This window comes from Bradyrhizobium semiaridum (genome assembly GCF_020329505.1).
Lineage (GTDB): Bacteria > Pseudomonadota > Alphaproteobacteria > Rhizobiales > Xanthobacteraceae > Bradyrhizobium > Bradyrhizobium semiaridum.
Genome location: NZ_JAGKJJ010000016.1, coordinates 83,342 through 104,083, shown reverse-complemented (window position 1 = coordinate 104,083; position 20,742 = coordinate 83,342). Strand labels below are relative to the sequence as shown.

The window sequence follows — 20,742 nt, the reverse complement described above, 5'->3', positions numbered from 1 at the left end:
CGCTGCATCCGGGCTACGGGCCGTCTTCTCCTTCCCCGAAAGGGGGAAGGTCCGGATGGGGTCTGCCGCAGGCGATGCTCTTCGTGGAGAGACCGGATCCAGACCCGCTGTTCTGGCGAGCGAAGCGACCTCCCCTTTTGAAGTGGAGGTTTGGCATCGCGCAGTTCAGTGGGCCCTATTCGAGCCACGCACTTTGCCTCCCTTCAGGCGGCTAGGGCGCGTGTGTCGTTTCGGAATATTAGAATAATACCCCTGAGTTGCCCGACATGTCAAGCCGCCGTTTCGACCGATTTCGATCCCTGGCCGCCGCCGGCTCCTTTGCATGGGGTTGTTTTCGAGGTTTTGGCTGTACGCGCCCCGAGCGACGCATTGTTCAGCGTCTAAGCACCGCAATCGTGCGATTGGCAAACGCCAGCCGCTCGGCCATGACAGACACGAAATAAGTCAGCAGCTTCTGGCCGAGTTCGGGGTCTTCGGTCTTGATCGCGGCGAACTGGTGGGCGTTCAGCACGTAGAGCACGCTCGCCACCTCGGCCTGGATGGTGGCGCTGCGCGGGCTGCGCGAGACCAGGCCCATCTCGCCGATCGTGGTGTAGCGGCCGAGGCTGCGCACCCGCGTGGTGCGGCCGTCGTCGGCCGGCACCATGACGCCGACGCGGCCGTCGAGGATGAAGTGCATGGAATCGGCGGGGTCGCCGGCGCGCACGATGACCTCGTCGGCCTCGACCTCGATGCGCTGGCAGCGGCGGATCAATTCGTCGGCGCTGTGCTCGCTTTCCAGGATCCGCGCGAACCAGCTGCGCAGATCGGCCTGCTCGAGCGCGAGATCCTGATGTTGCGCGATGATGCCGTTCTCGCACCATTCCAGCGCGTGATCGAGCTCCTCGATGATGGTGACGCCCGCCGTGATGAAGTCGCTGGAGCGCAGCGCCTTCTCGGCGGCCTCGGACAGATGCACCAGCACCAGCTCGACGCCGACCTCATGTGCGCTGCGCTTGATCTGGGCGAAACTGTAGGCCGCCGATGAATCGACGCCGGTGACGAGCTTGAAGTCGAACAGCAGATAGCGCAGCTCGGGATTCTGCTGCAGCAGCTCCTTGACGTGCTGGTAGAGCCGGTTGGCCGAGCCGAAGAACAGGTAGCTCTGCAAGGTCAGGCCGCGGATCTTGCCGCCATGCGCCAGCAGCGTGGCCTGGTCGTCGCGCGAGCGGTCGAGCGAGCTGCGATATTCGGAGCCGTCGAAGCTGAACTTGATGGCCTCGATCCGCGACGCCGACAGCGCGAAGGTCGCGCAGCCGATGATCACGCCGATCAGGATGCCGGGGACGAAGCCCCAGCCGACGATGATGACGATGATCGCGAGCAGCGACAGATATTCCGTCACCGACAACCGCTTGCGCGATTCGATGATCCATTTGTGCAGCTGGTCGACGCCGAGATAGAGCAGCAGGCCGCCGAGCACGAATTTCGGAATGAAGCCGAGCAGCTGCGGCGCGACCGCGAGCATCAGCAGCGCCGCCGCCGCGGCGGTCAGGCCGGACAGGCGGCCGCGCCCGCCGGTCGAGAAATTGAGGATGGTGCGGCTGACCGAGATGCAGCCCGCATAGGCGGCCATCGCGCCGGCCAGGATGTTGGCCAGGCCGGTGACGTTGAGCTCGCGCTCCAGATTGGCCTCGCGGTGCACCGCGACCTCGACGCCGGTGGTGTTGAACAGCGTCGAGGCGGCGGTGACGAAGATCACCGCGACCAGATGGCCGAGCAGGTCCGGAACCATGAACCAGGGAAACCGCGCCAGCTCGTTGGCGTGCCAGGGCAGCATCAAGGTCGCCGCCGGCGGCCGCTCGAACGTCCAGCCCAGCAGCCGGGCTTCCTCGGGCGTGATGCCGGTGATCCACAATGCCAGATGCGCGACGATCACGCCGCCGATCAGGATGACCGGCAGGCCGAACGCGGTCCGCGAGCGATGCCAGGTCAGGTACAGCACCAGCGCCATCGCGGCGGCCGCGCCCAGCTCGGAGAGGGTGATGAAGTTCGCAAACAGAGGCAGCGTGTCGAGGTGCAGGGAATTTCCGGTGATGACCCGGATCGCGCCCAGCACGATCAGAAGCCCGGTGGCGCCCAGGAAGCCGCCGACCACGGGATAGGGCACGTAACGGATGGCGCGGCCCATCCGCGTCAGTCCGAGGCCGCACATCACGAATCCGGTGATGATGGTCGACAGGCCGAGCGTGATCAGCACCGGTGCGAGCAGCGGCGCCGCCGGATCGATCGCGATCATGCGTTCGACCAGCGAGGCCGCAAGGATTCCCATCACCGCGGCGGTCGAGCTGTCGGGGCCGGCGATCGCAAACGGCAGCGAGCTGCCGAGCGCGATGACGGCCGCAAGCAGCGCCGTGCTGATGAAGGTCGCCGCCACGCCGTAGGACAGGTAGGGCGACAGCGGGCCCGCGAACACCAGCAGTGCATAGGACAGGCCGAACGTGATGCTGAGGACGCTTGCTGCGCTTCCGCCAAGCACATCGTTGATGGCCCGCCGCGTCCGCGAGCCGAAATAGAGCGATCGGCTGATCACGAAATCAGTGCCCTGAAAATTGCACTCTCAGTGGTAAACGACCGCGGTACGGCCCGACAACAGAAATCTTGCCGCGGCCTCAGCCGTGCCCGCCCTCATTGCCGAACGCGCCATGGCGGCCGATGCCGGAAGCGACGCGGCTACCTCAGGGTGACGGTGATAGATCGAATATGATGACGGCGGCTAAACCTTCAGCTCCGTGCCCGTGACGCGGCGATATGCCTCGAGATACCGCTTGCTCGTCGCATCCACCACGCTCGCCGGCAGCGGCGGGGCCGGGGCGTCGCCGTTCCAGCGGCCGGCGCGGCGCTCGGCGTCGAGGTAGTCGCGCAGCGGCTGCTTGTCGAAGCTCGGCTGCGGCTGGCCTACCTTGTAGGCGTCGACCGCCCAGAACCGCGAGCTATCCGGCGTCATCACTTCGTCGATCAGGATGATGCGGCCGTCCTTGTCCCGCCCGAATTCGAACTTGGTGTCGGCGATGATGATGCCGCGGGCGCGGCTGGTCTGTTCGCCATAGCCGTAGACATCGCGCGCCATCTTCTCCAGCGTTGCCGCGACGTCGCTGCCGACGATCTCGCGCACCCGCGCCACCGTGATGTTCTCGTCGTGACCGGTCTCGGCCTTGGTCGCCGGGCTGAAGATCGCCGGCTCGAGCTTCTGGCTCTCGACCAGGCCGGCCGGCAGCTTCTCGCCGGCGAGTGTGCCGCCCGCCGCGTACTCCTTCCACGCCGAGCCGGAGATGTAGCCGCGGATCACGCATTCGATCGGAAACACGGTGGTGCGCTTGCACAGCATCGCGCGCCCCAAAATGTCGGCGCGATGATTGTTCAGCTCGGGCACTGCGCGGATGATCTCGTCGGCGTCGGCGCTGATCATGTGGTGCGGCACGGTGCCTTCGAGCTGCCGGAACCACCAAGCGCTGATCTGGGTCAGCACCGCGCCCTTCATCGGGATGGTCTCCGCCATGACAACGTCGAACGCCGAGATGCGGTCGGTGGTCAGCAGCAGCACGCGGTCATCGCCGACGGCGTAGATATCGCGCACCTTGCCGCGGCCGATCCGCAGCAGGGGCAAATCGCTGGATAGCATCGCGGTCATGGGCGTGGTCTTTCCGGTGAGTCAGGCGGTTTACAACGACGTGCGCCCGCACGGGGGCGTGCGGGCGCCGGACATTAGCACAGGAAATAGCTCACTCCGGCAGCGGAATGAACTCGTGTTCGTGCGGAACCTGCGCGAACCGTCCGGTTTTCCAATCCTGTTTGGCCTGCTCGATCCGCTCCTTCGAGGAGGAGACGAAATTCCACCAGATGTGGCGCGGCCCTTCCAGCGCGTCGCCGCCGAGAAACATCATGCGGGTCGGCCGCAGCGTCTTCACGGTGATGCGGTCGCCGGGCCGGAAGATCAAGAGGCGCGGCCCCTCATGGCGGTCGCCCGCGATCTCGACCTCGCCGTCGACGAGGTAGATCGCGCGCTCCTCATGGTCAGGATCGAGCGGCAGGCTGGCGCCGCCCTGCGCGGTGACCTCGGTGTAGAACCACGGCGAGACCATGCTGACCGGCGAGGTGATGCCGAACGCCGAGCCGGCGATCACGCGCGCGGTGAAGTCGCGCTCGGAGATCATCGGCAGATCGCCTGCCGCATAATGCTGGAACGACGGTGCGATCTCCTCCTTGCCGGCGGGCAGTGCGATCCAGCTTTGCAGCCCCAGCATCTTCTGGCCGTCGCGGCGCTGCACGTCGGGCGTGCGCTCGGAATGCGCGATGCCGCGGCCCGCGGTCATCAGATTCATCGCGCCGGGCTGGATCTCCTGGATGTTGCCCTCGCTGTCGCGATGCATGATGCTGCCGTCGAACAGATAGGTGACGGTGGCGAGACCGATATGCGGATGCGGCCTCACGTCCATGCCCTTGCCGGCGAGATACTGCACCGGGCCGAAGTGATCGAAGAAGATGAAGGGACCGACCATCTGCCGCTTGCCGTGCGGCAGCGCGCGCCGCACCGCAAAGCCGTCGCCGAGATCGCGGGTGCGCGGCACGATGATCAGATCCAGCGCGTCGCAGGTGTTGGGATCGCCGAGTTCGGGATCGGTCGAGGGCTGCCAGCTCATGTGAAAGTCTCCTTCTCTTTTTGCCGCGATCGTAACAGGATTTGATCGCCCCGTCGCGGCGACCCGGCATGGTCACGATGGTCTATTTGCCGGTCCCGTGCGATATCGGCGAGAGCAATCCTAGAAACTGGGACAAGCGATGGTTTCCCTGTTCAAGCCCGGCGCGACACTGTTGCAGGTCGATGGTCCGGTGATCGAGACCGCGCGCCTGATCCTGCGGCCATGGCGCGCATCCGATGTCGCAGAGAACACGCGGATGCTGTCCGATCCCGAGACCGCGCGCTTCATCACGCCGGATCACCAGCCCGTCACTTCGGAGCTGAAGGGCTGGCGCAATGCCGCCGTCATCGCGGGTCACTGGGCGCTCCACGGCTTCGGCATGTTCGCCGTCGAGGAGAAATCCTCATCCCGCTATATCGGCCGCGTCGGTCCGTATTGTCCGCCCGAATGGCCGGGCCTCGAGGTCGGCTGGGGCATCGCCAGGGAGTATCGCGGCCGCGGCTATGCGGTGGAGGCGGCGCGCGCCGCGATCGGCTTCGTGTTCGATCATTTCACCGTCGACCGCATCATCCATTGCATCGATCCGGCCAACGTCGCGTCGCAGGCCGTGGCGCGGCAGCTCGGCGCGGTGAACAAGGGTCCGGGCAAGCTCGAGGGCGATGTCATCGATATCTGGGTCACGCTGCGCAGCCGCTGGCGCGGCGATCCGTGTTGATTTCCCTGACCGACTTTGCGGGGGAGGAAGCCTGACCGGCGTGCTCGCCTCGCCCGGTGCTACGCATCTCCCGCCCGTCATTCCGGGGCTCGCGCTATGCGCGCCCCGGAATGACGAAAGCCGTGGCCCCAGCGTCGTGCGACAACAGCCAGTTGGGGTAATGGGTCCTGGCCTTCGCCAGGACGACACCGAATGTGTGGCGCGCCTACTGCCTGCCCAGCTGCGTTGCCTGCTCCACGCGGTCGAAGCGCTCCAGCGTCAGGATGGCATCCGCGAGCTGGTCGGCGCGCTTGTCGAGCACCGGGCGGGCCAGCGTCAGGAATTTCTGCTGCATCGCTGTGGCGTCGGGGAACGAGGTCGGCTCGCCCGAGGGGTCGGCGTAGAGACGCTCGTGGGTACCGTCGTCGGTCGTGATGGAGACGCGAGCGCCGAACGGGTGCGTGCGGCCGATCTCGAGGCGGTCGTCCTGCACCACGTCGAACTTGTCGGCGAGCGCGTCGATCGCCTTGTCGCCGAGCCGATCGTAATCGTCCCAGCCGAAGCGGCCCTGATCGAGCGCGATCGCGCCGGTGAAGAACATCGAGAACTGGCCGCCGACCACCGAGGTCGGATGGCGCTTGGTGGCGGCATCGCCGGTCAGCGTGATGCCATTGCGGTGCAGGCCGACCTCGACCTTCCTGATCTGGTCCGGCGTCAGATTGTGCTCGCGCCGCATCGCGATCAGCGCGTCGATCGCGGCATGGGTGTAGCGGCAGCTCGGATACGGCTTCACGCCGATCTTCATCGTCTCATAGGTGCTGCCGAGCCCGGCCACCGCCTTGTCGGGATGCGCGTCATCGCTGTAGCCGACCAGAAGGCCATGCTTGCCCTCGACCGCCTCGGTCGAACCGACGAAATCGTTGCGCGCCAAGGTCGCGGCGATCACGCCGTTCATCGCGGCGGCGCCGACCTGGTAACGCTTGTTCCAGGCGCCGTTGACCAGGAACTGCAGCGAGCCCGCGGCCTGGCTGCCGGAGACGCCGAAGGCCGAGATGAGCTGTTGCTGCGACAGCCCGAACAGCTTGCCCGCCGCCGCGGCGGCGCCGTAGGTGCCGGCGGTCGCGGTCGGGTGGAAGCCGCGGGCATAATGCGAGGTCGGATCGAGCGCGTTGCCGAGCCGGCAACACACCTCATAGCCGGCGACAATCGCGGTCAGCACGTCGCGGCCGGAGGCGCCGACCATCTCGCCGACCGCGAACGCGGCGGGCACCACGGGCGCGCTCGGATGCAGCGAGGAATCGGCATGGGTGTCGTCGAAATCGAGCGAATGGCCGAGCGCGCCGTTGAGCAGCGCCGCCACCGCCGGGGTCCAGGTCTTGCTGTCGCCGAACACCGTGGCCTCGCCCTTGCCGTCCAGCGCCAGCGCTTCAAGCATCTTCAGCAGTGACGGCGTCGATTCCGCGTCGCGGCGGGCGCGGATCGTGCTGCCGAGAAAATCCAGCGTCAGCACCTTGGCGCGCTCCAGCACCTCCGCCGGGATGTCCTGATATTTCAGCTCGGCAACATAGGCGGCGAGCGTTGCGGTTTCGTGGGCCATCGTGTTTCCTCAATTTTGCGGCGCAGGGTAGGCGGGCGGGTTTGGCCTTTCAAGCCACCTTGCTGCCGCGGGCAGCAGCCATGCTCCTTGCTATGTAACACGGGCTATTCGATTGATTCCGGATCACGCCGCATGAGCACCTTCGCAAAACGCATGTTCGACCAGTTCTGGGCCCGCAAGACCCAGCTGGCGCTGGCCGTCCGGATCGCGTCCGCGGGCGTGGCGGCCTATGCCATCGCACTGGCGCTCAATCTCATGCTGCCGCTGTGGGCGGTGCTGACCTCGCTGATCGTGACGCAAATGAGCGTCGGCCGCTCGCTGAAAGCAACGCGCGACTACATGCTCGGCACCATCGGCGGCGCCGTCTATGGCGGCGCGCTCGCGGTGCTGATCCCGCATTCCGGCGAAGGCAGCCTGCTGGCGCTGCTGGTGCTGGCGATCGTGCCGCTCGCCTTTATCGCCGCGCTCAATCCGAGCCTGAGCTCGGCGACGGTGACGGCGGTCATCGTGCTGCTGCTGCCGACGATGCATCACACCAATCCGCTGGACTCTGCGATCGACCGCGTCCTCGAGGTCACGGTCGGCGCGCTCACCGGGCTTGCGGTCTCGTTCCTGGTGCTGCCGTCGCGCGCGGTGAGCCAGATCCGAGTCAATGGCTCGAAATTGTTGGAGCTGCTCTCGGCCGCGTTTGCGGAGCTGCTCGCCGGCCTGACGCGCGGCCTCGACAACGACGCGCTGCACCGGATCCAGGACGGCATCGGCACCGCGGTGACCAATCTGCATGCGACCGGCCTCGAGGCCGAGCGCGAACGTTCGATGCACCTGTCGTCGGGGCCGGATACCGGGCCGCTGCTGCGGACGATCCAGCGGCTGCGGCACGATGTCGTGATGATCGGGCGCGCCTGCGTCGTGCCGCTGCCGGCCGACATCCAGGCCAGGCTGGCGCGGCCGCTGGCCGACGTCAGCAAGGCGATCGTCGCCTATATGATGGCGGTCGCGACTGCCTTGCGCGCCGGCAGCGGACCGGCCGACATCGCGCCGGTCGACGCGGCGCTGCACGCCTACAGCGAGGAGGTCGCCGCGGTTCGCAGGGACGGCCTGATTCGCGGCCTGCCGGTCGATGCGGCCGAGCGCTTCTATGCACTCGGCTTTTCGCTCGACCAGATGCGCCAGAACCTGAACGATCTCAAGCGCTGCCACGGCAACTGGTGCACCAGCGGCGGTGCCGCGGAGAAGATCATCAAGGAGGACGCCGAGGAGACCGCGGCATGAGGTTGGCCGTCGCTCAGTCTGCGACCTTCCGCAGCATCGCCGGCACGATCAGGCGATGGAATGGCAGGATGACGGCGAGATAGGCGCGGCCGAGCCAGTTGTGGGTCAGCACCAGCGTGGTGGCCGTGACGTTGCGTCCGGGTCCGGCGGGCGTGACGTCGACGACGAGCCGGAAATCCAGGTGTTTGTCGTTGAAGCCTGCGACCAGCCGCTCCGGCGTTTGGCTCACGACCGGAAATATCCCGATCATGTCGCGCGCGACGCCCTCGGTCGCACCCGATGTCTTCAGGCCGAGCGGCGCGACCAGGAGGTTGCGCAGGGCGAGCAGCATGTCGATCCAGCGTGCCTGCCGCGTCACCATCGCTTCGGCCGCGTGCCGCGCGTCAAGGTCGGCTTGCGTGGTCGCAATCCGGAACGCATCGATGAACTGCGCGCCTGCGAGCAGCGCGCCGGGATCCACGTTCGGCGTGACCTCGTCAACCCTCATGCGGCCAGTCTGCGTGCCAGCAGGCGGAAACGCAAGATCAGAAGCGTGGCATAGACCGCGGTCCCGAGCGAGAGCCCGATCCAGACACCGGCCGCGCCGAGCTTGAGCAGGAATGCGAGCGCGCAAGCCGACGCGAATCCGATCAGCCAATAGCTGATGACGGCGAACAGCAGCGGCACCTGGGTGTCGTTCATGCCGCGCAGCGCGCCGGCGGTGGTGGTCTGCATGCCGTCGGCGATGAAGAAGGTGGCGCCGATCAGCAGCAGCATCGCGATCAGCTGCGCCGTGGCATCGCTGGCCTCGCCGAGGAACAGTTCGGCGATCGCCGAGCGCGCCAGGATCACCGCCAAGGTCATCACGGTCATGAAGACGGCGCTGAGCGCAACCGCGACATAGCCGGCGCGCCGTACCGCGTCGGCGTCGCGGCGGCCGACGGCGTGGCCGACCCGCACGGTCGCGGCCATGCTGACGCCGAACGGCACCATGAACAGGATCGCGGCGATCTGCAGCGCGATCTGGTGCGCCGCCAGCGCGGTGGTGCTGATCAGGCCCATCAGAAGGCCGGCGGCGCCGAACAGGCCGTATTCGAGCAGGAACGACAGCGAGATCGGGGCGCCGACCGCGACCAGCTTGCCCATCAGCGGCCAGTCGAGCCGCCAGACACGGGCGAACACGTGATACTTGCGGAACGGGCGGCGCCGCGCACAGAACCAGGCCCCGGCGAGGAAGGTGCCGAGATTGACAAGCGTGGTCGCAAGGCCAGCGCCGAACAGGCCGAGCTCGGGCATGCCCCATTTGCCGTAGAGCAAGAGATAGACCATCAGCGCATTGGCCGGGATCGCGGCCAGCGTGATCCACAGCACCGGCTCGGGCCGGTTCACCGCGCTCATGAAGCCGCGCAGCGCGATAAACCACAGCGCCGGCAGGATGCCCCAACCGAGCCCGAACAGATATTGCTGCGCGAGATGCGCGGTGGCGGGGGCCTGACCGAGCGCGAGCAGGATACGCTCGCCCTGGAACGGCAGCGCCATCAGCGGCAGCACCATGAAGAAGCCTGCCCACAGCCCGACGCGTAGCGCCCGCCGCATCATGCGCGGATCGCGCGCCCCGAACGCCTGCGCCGCCAACGGCGAGACCGCCGAGACCATGCCCATACCGATGGTGAAGCTGACAAAGAACACGGTATGCGCCAGTGCCGCGGCAGCCACGGCGTCGCTACCCAGCCGGCCGATGAAGGCGAGGTCGGTCGTCATCATCGCGATCTGCCCGAGCTGCGTCAGCGCCAGCGGCACCGCGAGCTTCAGCGTTTCCGCAAGCTCGGCCGTGAGCAGGTTGCGAGACACCGCGACGGCCGCGGGCGCGGCCGGTTCAACCTTGTCGATGCAGGTCATGGGGAACGCTTAGCACGGCAAGCGGGCCAAAAGCATGGCCAAGCTGCCCAGGAAGATCACGATCGCGCCGGGATCCGCTTGATCTTGGCGCCGAGCGCGTTCAGCCGCTCGTCGATCCGCTCATAGCCGCGCTCGATCTGGCTCGCATTGTTGATGGTGGAGGTGCCCTCGGCGCAAACCGCGGCGAGCAGCATCGCCATACCGGCACGGATGTCGGGCGAGATCATCGGCGCGCCGCGCAGGCGGCTGGGGCCCGCCACGATCGCGCGATGCGGGTCGCACAGCACGATGCGGCCGCCCATCGCGATCAGATTGTCGACGAAGAACATCCGCGACTCGAACATCTTCTCGTGCATCAGGATGACGCCGCTGCACTGCGTGGCGGTGACGATCGCGATCGACATCAGGTCGGCCGGGAAGGCCGGCCAGGGCTGGTCCTCGAGCTTCGGCACATGACCGCCGAAATCGTCCTGGATCTTCATGGTCTGGTTCGACGGCACGACGAGATCGTCGCCCTCGACGCCGCAGACGATGCCGAGCCGTTCAAATCCCATCCGGATCGAACGCAGATGCTCGACGCCGGCGCGGGCGATGCGCAGCGGCGAACGTGTCACCGCGGCGAGCCCGATCAGCGATCCGACCTCGATATGGTCGGGCTGAATGGCAAAGGTCGCGCCACCCAGCGTCGCCGGACCATGCACGGTGATGGTGTTGGTGCCGATGCCCTCGATCCTGGCGCCGAGTGCGACCAGGAAATTGGCGAGGTCCTGAACATGCGGCTCGGAGGCCGCGTTGCGCAAATAGGTGGTACCGCGGGCGGCCACCGCGGCCACCAGCGCGTTCTCGGTCGCAGTGACGCTGGGCTCGTCGAGGAACACGTCGGCGCCCTTCAGGCGCGAGGCGCGGAACTCGAGCCGGTGCGTCGCGGTCACGGTGGCGCCGAGCTGCTCGAAAGCCAGAAAGTGGGTGTCGAGGCGGCGGCGGCCGATCACGTCGCCGCCGGGCGGCGGCAGTGCGACCTCGCCGCAGCGGGCGAGCAGCGGGCCGGCTAGCAGGATCGAGGCGCGGATGCTCCGGCACAGCTCGGGATCGAGATCGGCGGCGCGGATCTCCCTGGCGTGGATCGCAAGCGTGTTGCGCTCGGTCCATTCGGCCGAGGCGCCGACCGAGCGGCACAGCTCGACCAGCGTCTCGGTGTCGCGGATGCGCGGCACATTGGTCAGCGTGACCGGATGCTCGGTCAAGAGCGCCGCCGCGATGATCGGCAGCGCCGAGTTCTTGTTGCCGGACGGCTCGATGGTGCCGGAGAGCCGGCGGCCGCCTTCTACGATGTACTGGATCGGCGGCACGCGGAAACAGGCCCCATTTTAGATGTCGAGTTAGATGTCGATCGTGGCGCTCAGCGAGTTTTCCTGAATGAAGTCGCGGCGCGGTTCTACCACGTCGCCCATCAGTTTGGTGAAGATATCGTCGGCCTCGTCGACCTCCTTGACCTTCACCTGCAGCAGCGAGCGGGCGTCCTTGTCCAGCGTGGTCTGCCAGAGTTGCTCCGGGTTCATCTCGCCAAGACCTTTGTAGCGCTGCAGCGTCACGCCCTTGCGGGCAGCCTCGGTCACGGCCTCGAACAGGCCGACCGGGCCGTGGATGACCTGCTCGGCATCCCTCCGTCGCAGCTTGCCGGCCCGCACATAGACCTCCTGCAGCTTGGTCGCATATTCGTCGAGCTTGCGCGCATCCGCCGAGCCGAGGAACGCAGCATCGATGATCGCCACGTCCTTGACGCCGCGCACGGTGCGCTCGAACTGGAAGCCCTGGCCTTCGACGAAGTCGCCGATCCAGCCGCGCTCGACTTCGTCAGCCAATGCGTCCAGCCGCTTGGCGATGTAATCGGCCGCCGACTTGGCGGTCTCGACGTCGCTGGTGATCTTTGGATTCAGTACGCCGGCGATTGCCGCCTGCTCGATCACGGTGCGATTGTAGCGGCTGTGCAGATTGCGCAGCACCGATCGAATGACGCGGGCATCCTCAATCAGCGACAACAGGTCGCGGCCGGAGCGGTCGTCACCGGAGGCCGGCTTGAACACGCATTCATCCAGCCCGGTCGAGATCAGATAATCCTCGAGCGCGCGCTCGTCCTTCAGGTACTGCTCGGACTTGCCGCGCGCGACCTTGTAGAGCGGCGGCTGGGCGATATAGAGGTAGCCGCCATCGATGATCTCGCGCATCTGGCGGTAAAAGAAGGTCAGCAGCAGCGTGCGGATATGGGCGCCGTCGACGTCGGCGTCCGTCATCACGATAATCTTGTGATAGCGCAGCTTGTCGATCGAGAAATCGTCGCTGATGCCGGTGCCGAGCGCGGTGATCAGCGTGCCGATCTGCTCGCTCGACAGCATCTTGTCGGGACGCACGCGCTCGACGTTGAGGATCTTGCCGCGCAGCGGCAGCACCGCCTGGAACTCGCGGTTGCGGCCCTGCTTGGCGCTGCCGCCGGCCGAGTCGCCCTCGACGATGAACAGTTCGGATTTCGCCGGGTCCTTTTCCTGGCAGTCGGCGAGCTTGCCGGGCAGCGAGGAGACGCTGAGCGGGCTCTTGCGCGTCAGTTCGCGCGCCTTGCGCGCGGCTTCGCGGGCCGCGGCAGCCTGGATCACCTTGCCGACGATCTCCTTGGCTTCCTTCGGGTTCTCCTCGAACCAGGCGGCGAGCGCCTCGTTGAGCACGTTCTCGACCACCGGGCGCACTTCCGAGGACACCAGCTTGTCCTTGGTCTGCGACGAGAATTTCGGGTCCGGCACCTTCACCGACAGCACGGCGGTGAGGCCTTCGCGGCAATCGTCGCCGGTCAGCGCGATCTTTTCCTTCTTCGCATTGGCCTCGGCGTAGCCGTTGACCTGGCGCGTCAGCGCGCCGCGGAAGCCGGCCAGATGGGTGCCGCCGTCACGCTGCGGGATGTTGTTGGTGAAGCACAGCACGTTCTCGTGGTAGCTGTCGTTCCACCACAGCGCGGCCTCGACGCCGATGCCGTTGGCTTCCGCGCGCACCATGATCGGCGCGGGCACGATCGCCTTCTTGTTGCGGTCGAGATATTTGACGAACTCCTCGACGCCGCCGGAATAATGCATCTCCTCGCGCTTCTCGACCGCGTGGCGCATGTCCGAGAGCACGATGTTGACGCCGGAATTGAGGAAGGCGAGCTCGCGCAGCCGGTGCTCCAGCGTCGCAAAGTCGTACTCGACGTTCTTGAAGGTCTCGACCGAGGCGTGGAAGGTGACCTCGGTGCCGCGCTTGCCCGGCGCTTCGCCGACCACGCGGAGCGGTGCGACGGCATCGCCATGGGCGAACTCGATGTAATGTTCCTTGCCGTCGCGCCAGATCCGCAGCTCGAGCTTGCTCGAAAGCGCGTTGACCACGGAGACGCCGACGCCGTGCAGACCGCCGGACACCTTGTAGGAGTTCTGGTCGAACTTTCCGCCGGCATGCAGCTGGGTCATGATGACCTCGGCCGCCGAGATGCCTTCGCCCTTGTGGATGTCGACCGGAATGCCGCGGCCGTCGTCGTACACGGTAACGGAATTGTCGGCATTGAGCGTGACCACAACGCGGCTGGCGTGGCCGGCCAGCGCCTCGTCGATCGCATTGTCGACGACCTCGTAGACCATGTGGTGCAGGCCGGAACCGTCGTCGGTATCGCCGATATACATGCCGGGCCGCTTGCGCACGGCGTCAAGGCCCTTCAGCACCCGGATCGATTCCGCGCCATATTCGGCCGGAATGGGATGCTCAGATTCGGCAGGGGTCTGCCGGGCAGGTTCTGTCATGTGAAGCCTTCGAGGATGTCCCGAATCAGCTGCGCAATATGAGGCGCTGATTGCGCTATTTGTGCCATGAAAGAGGAGTTGCGCCTAGCGCAAAGTCTGTCTCCACAAACTATTGAATAAATGGGATTTTTTAGCACTTTTTCAAGGCCTTTGAATGCCGATTCAGGAGGCCTTGAAAAGCCCGATTCGCGGACGGATTTTGGCACGCTTGGGGAGCGATTCCGCGCCCTCAGCCGCGCCCCGTGACCCGTCCGGATTCGACGTCGAATATCTCGCCGGTCGGGCCGATGTCGGCGAACGCGGCAGGATCGGCGCCGGTCATCCAGACCTGCGCGCCGAGCTTTGCCAGCTCGTCGAACAGCGCCTTGCGCCGGCCGGGATCGAGATGCGCGACGACCTCGTCGAGCAGCAGCAGCGGCACGATGCCGGTCATCTCGGCGACCATCGTGGCGTGCGCCAGCACGAGGCCGATCAGCAGTGCCTTCTGCTCGCCGGTCGAGGCATCGCGTGCCGGCATGTTCTTCGGCGCGTAGACGACCTGCAGGTCGGTCAAATGCGGGCCGTCGAGCGTGCGTCCGGCGGCGGCGTCGCGCGGCCGGCTGGCGCGCAGGATCTCGCGGTAGCGGTCTTCGACCGCGGTGGCGGGCTCTTGCAGCAGCGCATTCTCCATCCAGCCGTCGAGCGCGATCTCGGCGGACGGAAACGCCGAGGCCGCGCCGCGCTCGCGCAGCATCACGGCGAGCCTGGCGGCGGTCTGGCCGCGCGATGCGGCGACCGCGACCGCGAGCTCCGCGGTCTCGCGCTCGATCGCATCACACCAATGGTCGTCATAGTTGCGCACTTCGAGCATCCGGTTGCGCGAGCGCAGCGAACGCTCCAGCGCCGAGACGCGGCTGGAATGCTCGGAATCGATCGCCAGCACCAGGCGATCGAAGAAGCGCCGCCGCTCCGAGGCCGCGCCCATGAACAGGCCGTCCATCGCCGGTGTCAGCCACACGATGCGCAGATGATCGCCGAACGCGGTTGCCGAGCCGACCGGCTCGCGGTCGATCCGGCAGCGCCGCGTGGTGCCGCCTTCGCCGGTCGGCGCATCGATGCCGGTCCCGAGCGTGGCAAGGCCGAGCGCGCCCTCGACCTCCGCCGCCACCGCCCAGGAGCCGTTGCCCTGGTTGTCGGCGATGTCCTCCAGCGTCGCGCGGCGCAGGCCGCGGCCCGGCGACAGAAACGAGATCGCCTCCAGGCAATTGGTCTTGCCGGCGCCATTCGGCCCGACCAACACTACCATGTCGCCCGCAACCTGCAGCGTCGCCGCCCGGTAATTGCGGAAATGCGTCAGCGACAGGCGGTGAATGCGGGACGGGGTCATCTTTCCTTGTCATTGCCGGGCTTGACCCGGCAATCCATCGTCCGCGTTAGCGGACAATCTCGTCATATAGGTCGCGCCACTCGGGATTGCCGGCAACGATCAGGTCAATTTTCCACTCGCGCGACCAGTGCTTGATGTTCTTCTCGCGTTGGAGTGCCGCAGCGATGGTCGCATGAGCTTCGAAGTAGACCAGCGTCTTCACGCCGTAGCGCTTGGTGAAGCCTTCCGCCAATCCCTCGCGATGCTCGTAGACGCGCCGGACCAGATCATTAGTCACAACCGACATACAGGGTGCCACCAGGCTTGCTTGCGAGGATGTACACCCAATAGGTCATTTCGCTTTGATGGATGGCCGGGTCAAGCCCGGCCATGACGAGCGGAAATCATCACACCCGCATCGGCATCAGCACGTACAGCGCGCCCTTGTTGTCCTTGTCCTGGACCAGCGTCGGCGAGCCGGGGTCGGCGAGCTTCAGCACCGCGACCTCGCCCTCGATCTGGGCGGCGATGTCGAGCAGATAGCGCGAGTTGAAGCCGATATCGAGCGCGTCGGAGGCGTATTCGACCTCAAGCTCCTCGGTGGCGCTGCCGGAATCCGGGTTGGTGACCGAGAGCACCAGCTTGCCCGCGGACAGCGCCAGCTTCACGGCGCGGCCGCGCTCACTGGAGATGGTCGAGACGCGGTCGACGGCGGCCTCGAAGTCCTTCTTGTCGACCACCAGCTCCTTGTCGTTGTTCTGCGGAATGACGCGTCCATAGTCCGGGAAGGTACCGTCGATCAGCTTCGAGGTCAGCACCACATTGCCGAGCGAGAAGCGGATCTTGCCCTGCGACAGCTCGATCTGGATCTCGGCCTCGCCGTCCTCGATCAGCCGCTGCACCTCGCCGACGGTCTTGCGCGGCACGATCACGCCGGGCATCCCGGTCGCGCCCTTCGGCAAGGCGAGGTCGATCTGCGCCAGGCGGTGGCCGTCGGTGGCGACACCGCGCAGGGTCGCGGCCTTGGCGGTGCCGGCCGAGTGCAGATAGATGCCGTTGAGGTAGTAGCGGGTTTCCTCGGTCGAGATCGCGAATTGCGTGCGGTCGATCAGGCGCTTGATGTCGGAGGCCGGCAGCGAGAACGAATGCGTCATGTCGCCGGCGGCAAGATCCGGGAAATCGCTCTCGGGCAGCGTCTGCAGCGTGAAGCGCGAGCGGCCGGCCTTGACTGCCAGCACCGAGCGGTCGCCATCGGCCTCCAGCACGATCTGCGAGCCGTCCGGCAGCTTGCGGACGATGTCGTAGAACATATGCGCCGGCACGGTGGTCGAGCCGGCGGTTCCGGTCTCCGCGGCCAGCGTCTCCGTCACCTCGAGGTCGAGGTCGGTCGCCTTCAGCGACAGCTGGCTGCCTTCGGCGCGGATCAGGACGTTGCCGAGGATCGGGATGGTGTTGCGGCGCTCGACCACGCGATGAACGTGACCCAGCGATTTTAGGAGTTGCGCGCGCTCGACGGTGACCTTCATTGCAATACCCGCCAGATCCCTCAGATGGAAAGGCCGGGCGGCCGGTCATGGCGGCGCCGCGGCGTTGGAAACCCGAACAGCCGGATCAATATCGGATTTGATCAAACCCACGGGGGGACCGCAAGGTGGCGCGGATGGCGGGCCGGTGCAAGGGAAACGCGCGCGAAACCGCGCCCGTTCCCCACGTTTTGGGCCGGAAAAAGCTATCGCCCTCCCTTGCGAGAAGGGAGGGCGAGGGAACGCGAGAGCCCCGCGAGCGGCTTATTCCTGGAGCTGGCGCTTCAGCGACTCGACTTCCTCCGACAGCGCGGTGTCCCTGGCGACCAGTGCCTCGATCTTGCGCACGGCGTGCAGCACGGTGGTGTGGTCGCGGCCGCCGAAGCGCCGGCCGATCTCCGGCAGCGAGCGCAGGGTCAGCGTCTTGGCCAGATACATCGCGACCTGGCGCGGGCGCACCACGTTGGCGGTGCGGCGCGACGACAGCAGGTCGGAGCGGCTGACATTGTACTGCCGCGCCACCACGCGCTGGATGTCCTCGATCTTGATCCGCTTCGGTTCCTGCGGACGGATCAGGTCGCGCACCTCGCGCTCGGCCATCTCCAGCGTCACCGGCTGGTTGTTGAGCTTGGAGTGCGCCAGCAGGCGGTTGATCGCGCCTTCGAGGTCACGGCCGTTATGGGTGATGGTGCGGGCGAGATAGTCGAGCACCTCCTCCGGCACGTCGAAGCTGGCATGGTGGGCGCGGGCCGCGGCGACGCGCGACTTCAGGATGCCGAGCCGCAGCTCCTCGCCGAGCGAGCCCATCTCGACCACGAGGCCGCCGGCCAGCCGCGAACGCACGCGGTCGTCGAGGCTTTCGAGGTCTGACGGCGGACGATCGGCCGCGATCACGACCTGGCGGCCGGCATCGATCAGCGCGTTCAGCGTGTGACAGAACTCGGCCTGCGTCGACTTGCCCTGCAGGAATTGGAGATCGTCGATCACGAGCACGTCGATGCCGCGCAGCGCCTCCTTGAACGCCAGCGCCGTCTGCGTCTTCAGCGCGGCGACGAAGCCGTACATGAACTTCTCGGCGGTGAGATACAGCACCTTGCGCTCGCTGCCGGAGTTGCCGGCCCAAGTCACCGCCTGCAGCAGATGCGTCTTGCCGAGGCCGACGCCGGCATGGATGTAGAGCGGGTTGAACATCACGGGATCGCCGCGGCGTCCTTCCGCGACCTGACGCGCGGCCGCATGCGCCAGCGTGTTGGAGCGGCCGACGACAAAGCTCGCGAAGGTCAGGCGCGGATCGAGCGGCGAGCCGCCGAGCGCATCATGATTGGCGGAAACCGGCGCGGTCGCGAACGACCGCAGCTCCGGCGCCGGACGTCCATCGGTGCGCGCCACCGGGCGCACCTCGACCGGTGCAACGGGCTCCTTCGCCGGCGCGACCGGACGGATCGCCGAGCGCACGGTGAGGTCGATGCGATGCACCTCCGGCATCTCGGCCTGCCAGCAGGCGAGCACGCGGTCGGTGTAATGCGCCTGGATCCAGCTTTTCAGGAACCGGGTCGGAACCGAGAGGCGGACGCTCTCGTCCTGCACGCACTCCAGATCCATCCGCGCAAACCAGCTGGTGTAGACGTCCTCGCCAACACTCGTCCGCAACCGTCCCTTCACCCGCGACCAGCGATCCTGTTCCGTATTGTTCATTGCCTTCGTACTTCCAGACTGAGTGGTGTGTTGTGGTGAAAATCGCCGCGCAAGGTCCCTGCCGCGGCGCGACCTTCGACGGCGCAGCCTGCTCCGGACAAAGATCTCCCGTGTGGCGACAATGCGCCACGCGTCAGATCAGTCGTGTGGAGAGAATGCTGCCCGCGAGGTCAGCGCGTACTCGACGGTCTCTGCGGGTTGGAGCTGGCGTCCGAGGGGCTGATCACGGAACCACTGGAAATCTGCGCTTCGGCTGTCGTGGCATCGACTGCAGTGATGATCCCGTAAGACATAAGTCCTCCCCCTCCCGCCGCGACGTATCGCGGCAAGCTATCAGCTCGCCTGTGTCTTCAAATCGACGTGCCGCTACCGAACACTGAAATGTCCGGCGCTTCGCCGCGTGTCTTCCTCAACCCGTCCGTTTGCTTCGCGTTCCCGTCGCCAGATCCGACGATCGCTCCTGGTCTCTCTTGTTCGACGCTCCCGCATAATTGGGGGACATCGCCGGAGAAATTTTGACACAGGTCAACCGTCCTCATATTGCTATGAGTTGTCAATCTAGCTTCGCTTGGAGAGCGTCGCTAACGCGCACACCGCCGCCGATTTGCGCGTCCGCCCTTGGGTCTCAAACCGCACTGATCTGGAGAGCCGTGGGCGTCGCGGACAAAGAAATAAATACACCAAGCGCACTTTCTGACAATCCGTGGATTCGACGGAGATCGAGACTCTTCGCGACTGTTGCGACGCTGCAAATGCGCAGTTGCGAAAGCAAGTTTTTGAATCGCCGCGCAGATTCGCGCATGTCACAAACCACGGTGCAATACTAAAAATTTTTCATAGAAAATTTACATTTGCTCTTGCGACGGTCGTTTTTCCAATCGCTGCTCAACACTATGTTGATAAGTAATTCGCGAAGCGTCGTTTTTCAGGGTTACTTTTGCAGGGTAACTCCCGACACGAATTTCCGCAGCAAAGATCGCGGCGCGCTATTCCATATAGGTTGCGTATCTCGGAAAGATTCACGCGTAGCCTTAACTCACGAAGCAAAACATATCCGGTGAACTACGGACGCGACGAAACACGATGCGTCGTTCGTCGCGAAGCAAGGCGATCGTTCTCGCGTGACGAACCTTTCAACGGCAAAAACAAAAAGCCCGGCGCGAGCCGGGCTTCGTGACAACTGTGCTTTTCAGTCAGTCGTGTTTTCAGTCAGCTCACTTCGCGAGCTTGGCGATTCGCTGCGACAGACGCGACACCTTCCGGCTCGCATTGTTCTTGTGAATGATGTTGCGCTGCGCGGCCTTCATCAGCTCGGGCTCGGCGCTCGCCATCGCCTTCAGTGCTGCGTCGCGGTCGCCGCGGCTGATCGCCTCCTCGACGGTGCGGACTGCTCCGCGCATCTGGGTGCGGCGCGACTTGTTGACGATGGTGCGGCGGGCAATCTTGCGGGTCGCCTTCTTGGCGGAAGTGGTGTTGGCCATGGTCTCTAACTGTCCTTCGGCGGTGATCGCTCGGTGGTCGGGCTCGCGCGCACCGGCCGGTTCAAATTCTCGACTCTTGTGTGTTTGTCCAAGGTGTTCTTGAGGCGGCCATGCCAGGAAGCGAAACGCTGCCCCCACATGCGGCACTGTCCAAAGAACAGCGGCGGCAGGATTGCGCCTGCCGCCATCGGCCGGTCTTATAGAGGGCGCAGGTCGCAGCGTCAACGCTTTCCGGGCCGAAAATGGCCCTGAAATCAGCCCGCGGCGGCCGGATAAGGCGCTGAAGCGGTTGAATTTCCGGGAGGCGCCCGGTAAGGCCTGACGATGCCTGGGGCGCGACAGGGAGTTAGGGTGACGCATGATCCGCGGTTTTTTCCGTCTCATCGGCCTCGTGCTGCTGGCGGTCGGATTCATCTTCCTGGTCTATGACGGCGCGCGCTATGTCGCCGACCAGACCTTGCGCTTCACCCGGCTCGGCCAGTTCTGGAACGACATCCACCAGTCCAGCCAGCAGGCCTTCCGGGTCTGGGTGGACGGTTTCGCGCCCTGGCTTTGGAACGATGTGGTCAGGGTGATCCTTGATCAGCCGGTGTTCGCCGTGCTCGGCATCGCCGGCATTCTGCTGATGCTGCTGTTCAGGCCGCGCAAGCCGCTGATCGGCTACGCGCGGGACTGACCGGCCCAGGCGGGCCCGTAACGGGGCTGCCAGCGCTTGCGTAACGACATATATAGGTGACAGCCGCCCCGCAGGCCTTTGCCGCGG

General features: G+C 65.8%; 15 protein-coding genes and 1 pseudogene. 3 read left to right on the top strand and 13 right to left on the bottom strand.

Annotated features, from left to right (window positions below; genetic code table 11):
* Positions 1-373 precede the first annotated feature (373 nt).
* The 3 genes from J6500_RS19425 to J6500_RS19415 form a co-directional block, all read right to left on the bottom strand.
* The gene (locus tag J6500_RS19425) at positions 374-2,572 is read right to left on the bottom strand and encodes an SLC26A/SulP transporter family protein (protein WP_225714294.1); all 2,199 of its coding nucleotides are present in this window, start codon (positions 2,570-2,572) and stop codon (positions 374-376) included.
* A 183-nt stretch (positions 2,573-2,755) separates the two neighbouring features.
* Entirely contained in the window at positions 2,756-3,670 is a 915-nt protein-coding gene (locus J6500_RS19420) for a phosphoribosylaminoimidazolesuccinocarboxamide synthase (protein ID WP_225714293.1), read from the bottom strand.
* A gap of 91 nt (positions 3,671-3,761) precedes the next feature.
* Positions 3,762-4,679, bottom strand: a complete 918-nt coding sequence (locus J6500_RS19415; protein WP_225714292.1) for a pirin family protein — start codon at positions 4,677-4,679, stop codon at positions 3,762-3,764.
* Positions 4,680-4,818: 139 nt separating this feature from the next.
* Here J6500_RS19415 and J6500_RS19410 point away from each other — a divergent pair, with 139 nt between their 5' ends.
* On the top strand, positions 4,819-5,394 hold the full coding sequence (locus J6500_RS19410) for a GNAT family N-acetyltransferase (RefSeq protein ID WP_225714291.1): 576 nt from the start codon (positions 4,819-4,821) through the stop codon (positions 5,392-5,394).
* Positions 5,395-5,599: 205 nt separating this feature from the next.
* Here the strand turns inward: J6500_RS19410 and J6500_RS19405 are convergent, their stop codons facing one another.
* Positions 5,600-6,970, bottom strand: a complete 1,371-nt coding sequence (locus J6500_RS19405) for an MmgE/PrpD family protein (protein WP_225714290.1) — start codon at positions 6,968-6,970, stop codon at positions 5,600-5,602.
* 132 nt (positions 6,971-7,102) lie between these two features.
* Between J6500_RS19405 and J6500_RS19400 the strand changes: the two genes are divergently transcribed.
* The gene (locus J6500_RS19400) at positions 7,103-8,242 is read left to right on the top strand and encodes an FUSC family protein (RefSeq protein ID WP_225714289.1); all 1,140 of its coding nucleotides are present in this window, start codon (positions 7,103-7,105) and stop codon (positions 8,240-8,242) included.
* Between the two features lie 13 nt (positions 8,243-8,255).
* On the opposite strand, the gene J6500_RS19395 is transcribed toward J6500_RS19400, so the two are convergent.
* The 9 genes and pseudogenes from J6500_RS19395 to rpsT form a co-directional block, all read right to left on the bottom strand.
* Positions 8,256-8,729 (bottom strand): DUF2867 domain-containing protein, encoded by a 474-nt coding sequence (locus J6500_RS19395; RefSeq protein WP_225714288.1) that lies wholly within the window; start codon positions 8,727-8,729, stop codon positions 8,256-8,258.
* Positions 8,726-10,120 (bottom strand): MATE family efflux transporter, encoded by a 1,395-nt coding sequence (locus J6500_RS19390; RefSeq protein ID WP_225714287.1) that lies wholly within the window; start codon positions 10,118-10,120, stop codon positions 8,726-8,728. The genes J6500_RS19395 and J6500_RS19390 overlap by 4 nt, the downstream gene beginning before the upstream one ends.
* A 56-nt stretch (positions 10,121-10,176) precedes the next feature.
* Complete coding sequence (gene murA / locus J6500_RS19385; RefSeq protein WP_225714286.1) at positions 10,177-11,469, bottom strand: UDP-N-acetylglucosamine 1-carboxyvinyltransferase; 1,293 nt, start codon at positions 11,467-11,469, stop codon at positions 10,177-10,179.
* Between the two features lie 30 nt (positions 11,470-11,499).
* Entirely contained in the window at positions 11,500-13,935 is a 2,436-nt protein-coding gene (gyrB, locus tag J6500_RS19380; protein ID WP_225714285.1) for a DNA topoisomerase (ATP-hydrolyzing) subunit B, read from the bottom strand.
* Between the two features lie 229 nt (positions 13,936-14,164).
* Positions 14,165-15,301: a DNA replication/repair protein RecF gene (recF, locus tag J6500_RS19375; protein ID WP_225714284.1), complete on the bottom strand. Its 1,137-nt coding sequence runs from the start codon at positions 15,299-15,301 to the stop codon at positions 14,165-14,167.
* Between the two features lie 46 nt (positions 15,302-15,347).
* Positions 15,348-15,636: pseudogene (locus tag J6500_RS19370) on the bottom strand (GIY-YIG nuclease family protein).
* Between the two features lie 51 nt (positions 15,637-15,687).
* Entirely contained in the window at positions 15,688-16,806 is a 1,119-nt protein-coding gene (dnaN, locus tag J6500_RS19365; RefSeq protein ID WP_225714283.1) for a DNA polymerase III subunit beta, read from the bottom strand.
* Between the two features lie 261 nt (positions 16,807-17,067).
* A complete protein-coding gene (gene dnaA / locus J6500_RS19360) occupies positions 17,068-18,498 on the bottom strand; it encodes a chromosomal replication initiator protein DnaA (protein ID WP_225714282.1) in 1,431 nt (476 codons plus the stop codon).
* Positions 18,499-19,712: 1,214 nt separating this feature from the next.
* Positions 19,713-19,979, bottom strand: a complete 267-nt coding sequence (rpsT, locus tag J6500_RS19355) for a 30S ribosomal protein S20 (RefSeq protein ID WP_225714281.1) — start codon at positions 19,977-19,979, stop codon at positions 19,713-19,715.
* Between the two features lie 358 nt (positions 19,980-20,337).
* Here rpsT and J6500_RS19350 point away from each other — a divergent pair, with 358 nt between their 5' ends.
* Entirely contained in the window at positions 20,338-20,655 is a 318-nt protein-coding gene (locus J6500_RS19350; RefSeq protein ID WP_225714280.1) for a hypothetical protein, read from the top strand.
* Positions 20,656-20,742 lie beyond the last annotated feature (87 nt).

Coding starts and splice junctions, on each gene's coding strand:
- J6500_RS19420 (WP_225714293.1), bottom strand. CDS start 3,670: ATGACCGCGATGCTATCCAGCGATTTGCCCCTGCTGCGGATCGGCCGC.
- J6500_RS19415 (WP_225714292.1), bottom strand. CDS start 4,679: ATGAGCTGGCAGCCCTCGACCGATCCCGAACTCGGCGATCCCAACACC.
- J6500_RS19410 (WP_225714291.1), top strand. CDS start 4,819: ATGGTTTCCCTGTTCAAGCCCGGCGCGACACTGTTGCAGGTCGATGGT.
- J6500_RS19405 (WP_225714290.1), bottom strand. CDS start 6,970: ATGGCCCACGAAACCGCAACGCTCGCCGCCTATGTTGCCGAGCTGAAA.
- J6500_RS19400 (WP_225714289.1), top strand. CDS start 7,103: ATGAGCACCTTCGCAAAACGCATGTTCGACCAGTTCTGGGCCCGCAAG.
- J6500_RS19395 (WP_225714288.1), bottom strand. CDS start 8,729: ATGAGGGTTGACGAGGTCACGCCGAACGTGGATCCCGGCGCGCTGCTC.
- J6500_RS19390 (WP_225714287.1), bottom strand. CDS start 10,120: ATGACCTGCATCGACAAGGTTGAACCGGCCGCGCCCGCGGCCGTCGCG.
- gyrB (WP_225714285.1), bottom strand. CDS start 13,935: ATGACAGAACCTGCCCGGCAGACCCCTGCCGAATCTGAGCATCCCATT.
- recF (WP_225714284.1), bottom strand. CDS start 15,301: ATGACCCCGTCCCGCATTCACCGCCTGTCGCTGACGCATTTCCGCAAT.
- dnaN (WP_225714283.1), bottom strand. CDS start 16,806: ATGAAGGTCACCGTCGAGCGCGCGCAACTCCTAAAATCGCTGGGTCAC.
- dnaA (WP_225714282.1), bottom strand. CDS start 18,498: ATGAACAATACGGAACAGGATCGCTGGTCGCGGGTGAAGGGACGGTTG.
- rpsT (WP_225714281.1), bottom strand. CDS start 19,979: ATGGCCAACACCACTTCCGCCAAGAAGGCGACCCGCAAGATTGCCCGC.
- J6500_RS19350 (WP_225714280.1), top strand. CDS start 20,338: ATGATCCGCGGTTTTTTCCGTCTCATCGGCCTCGTGCTGCTGGCGGTC.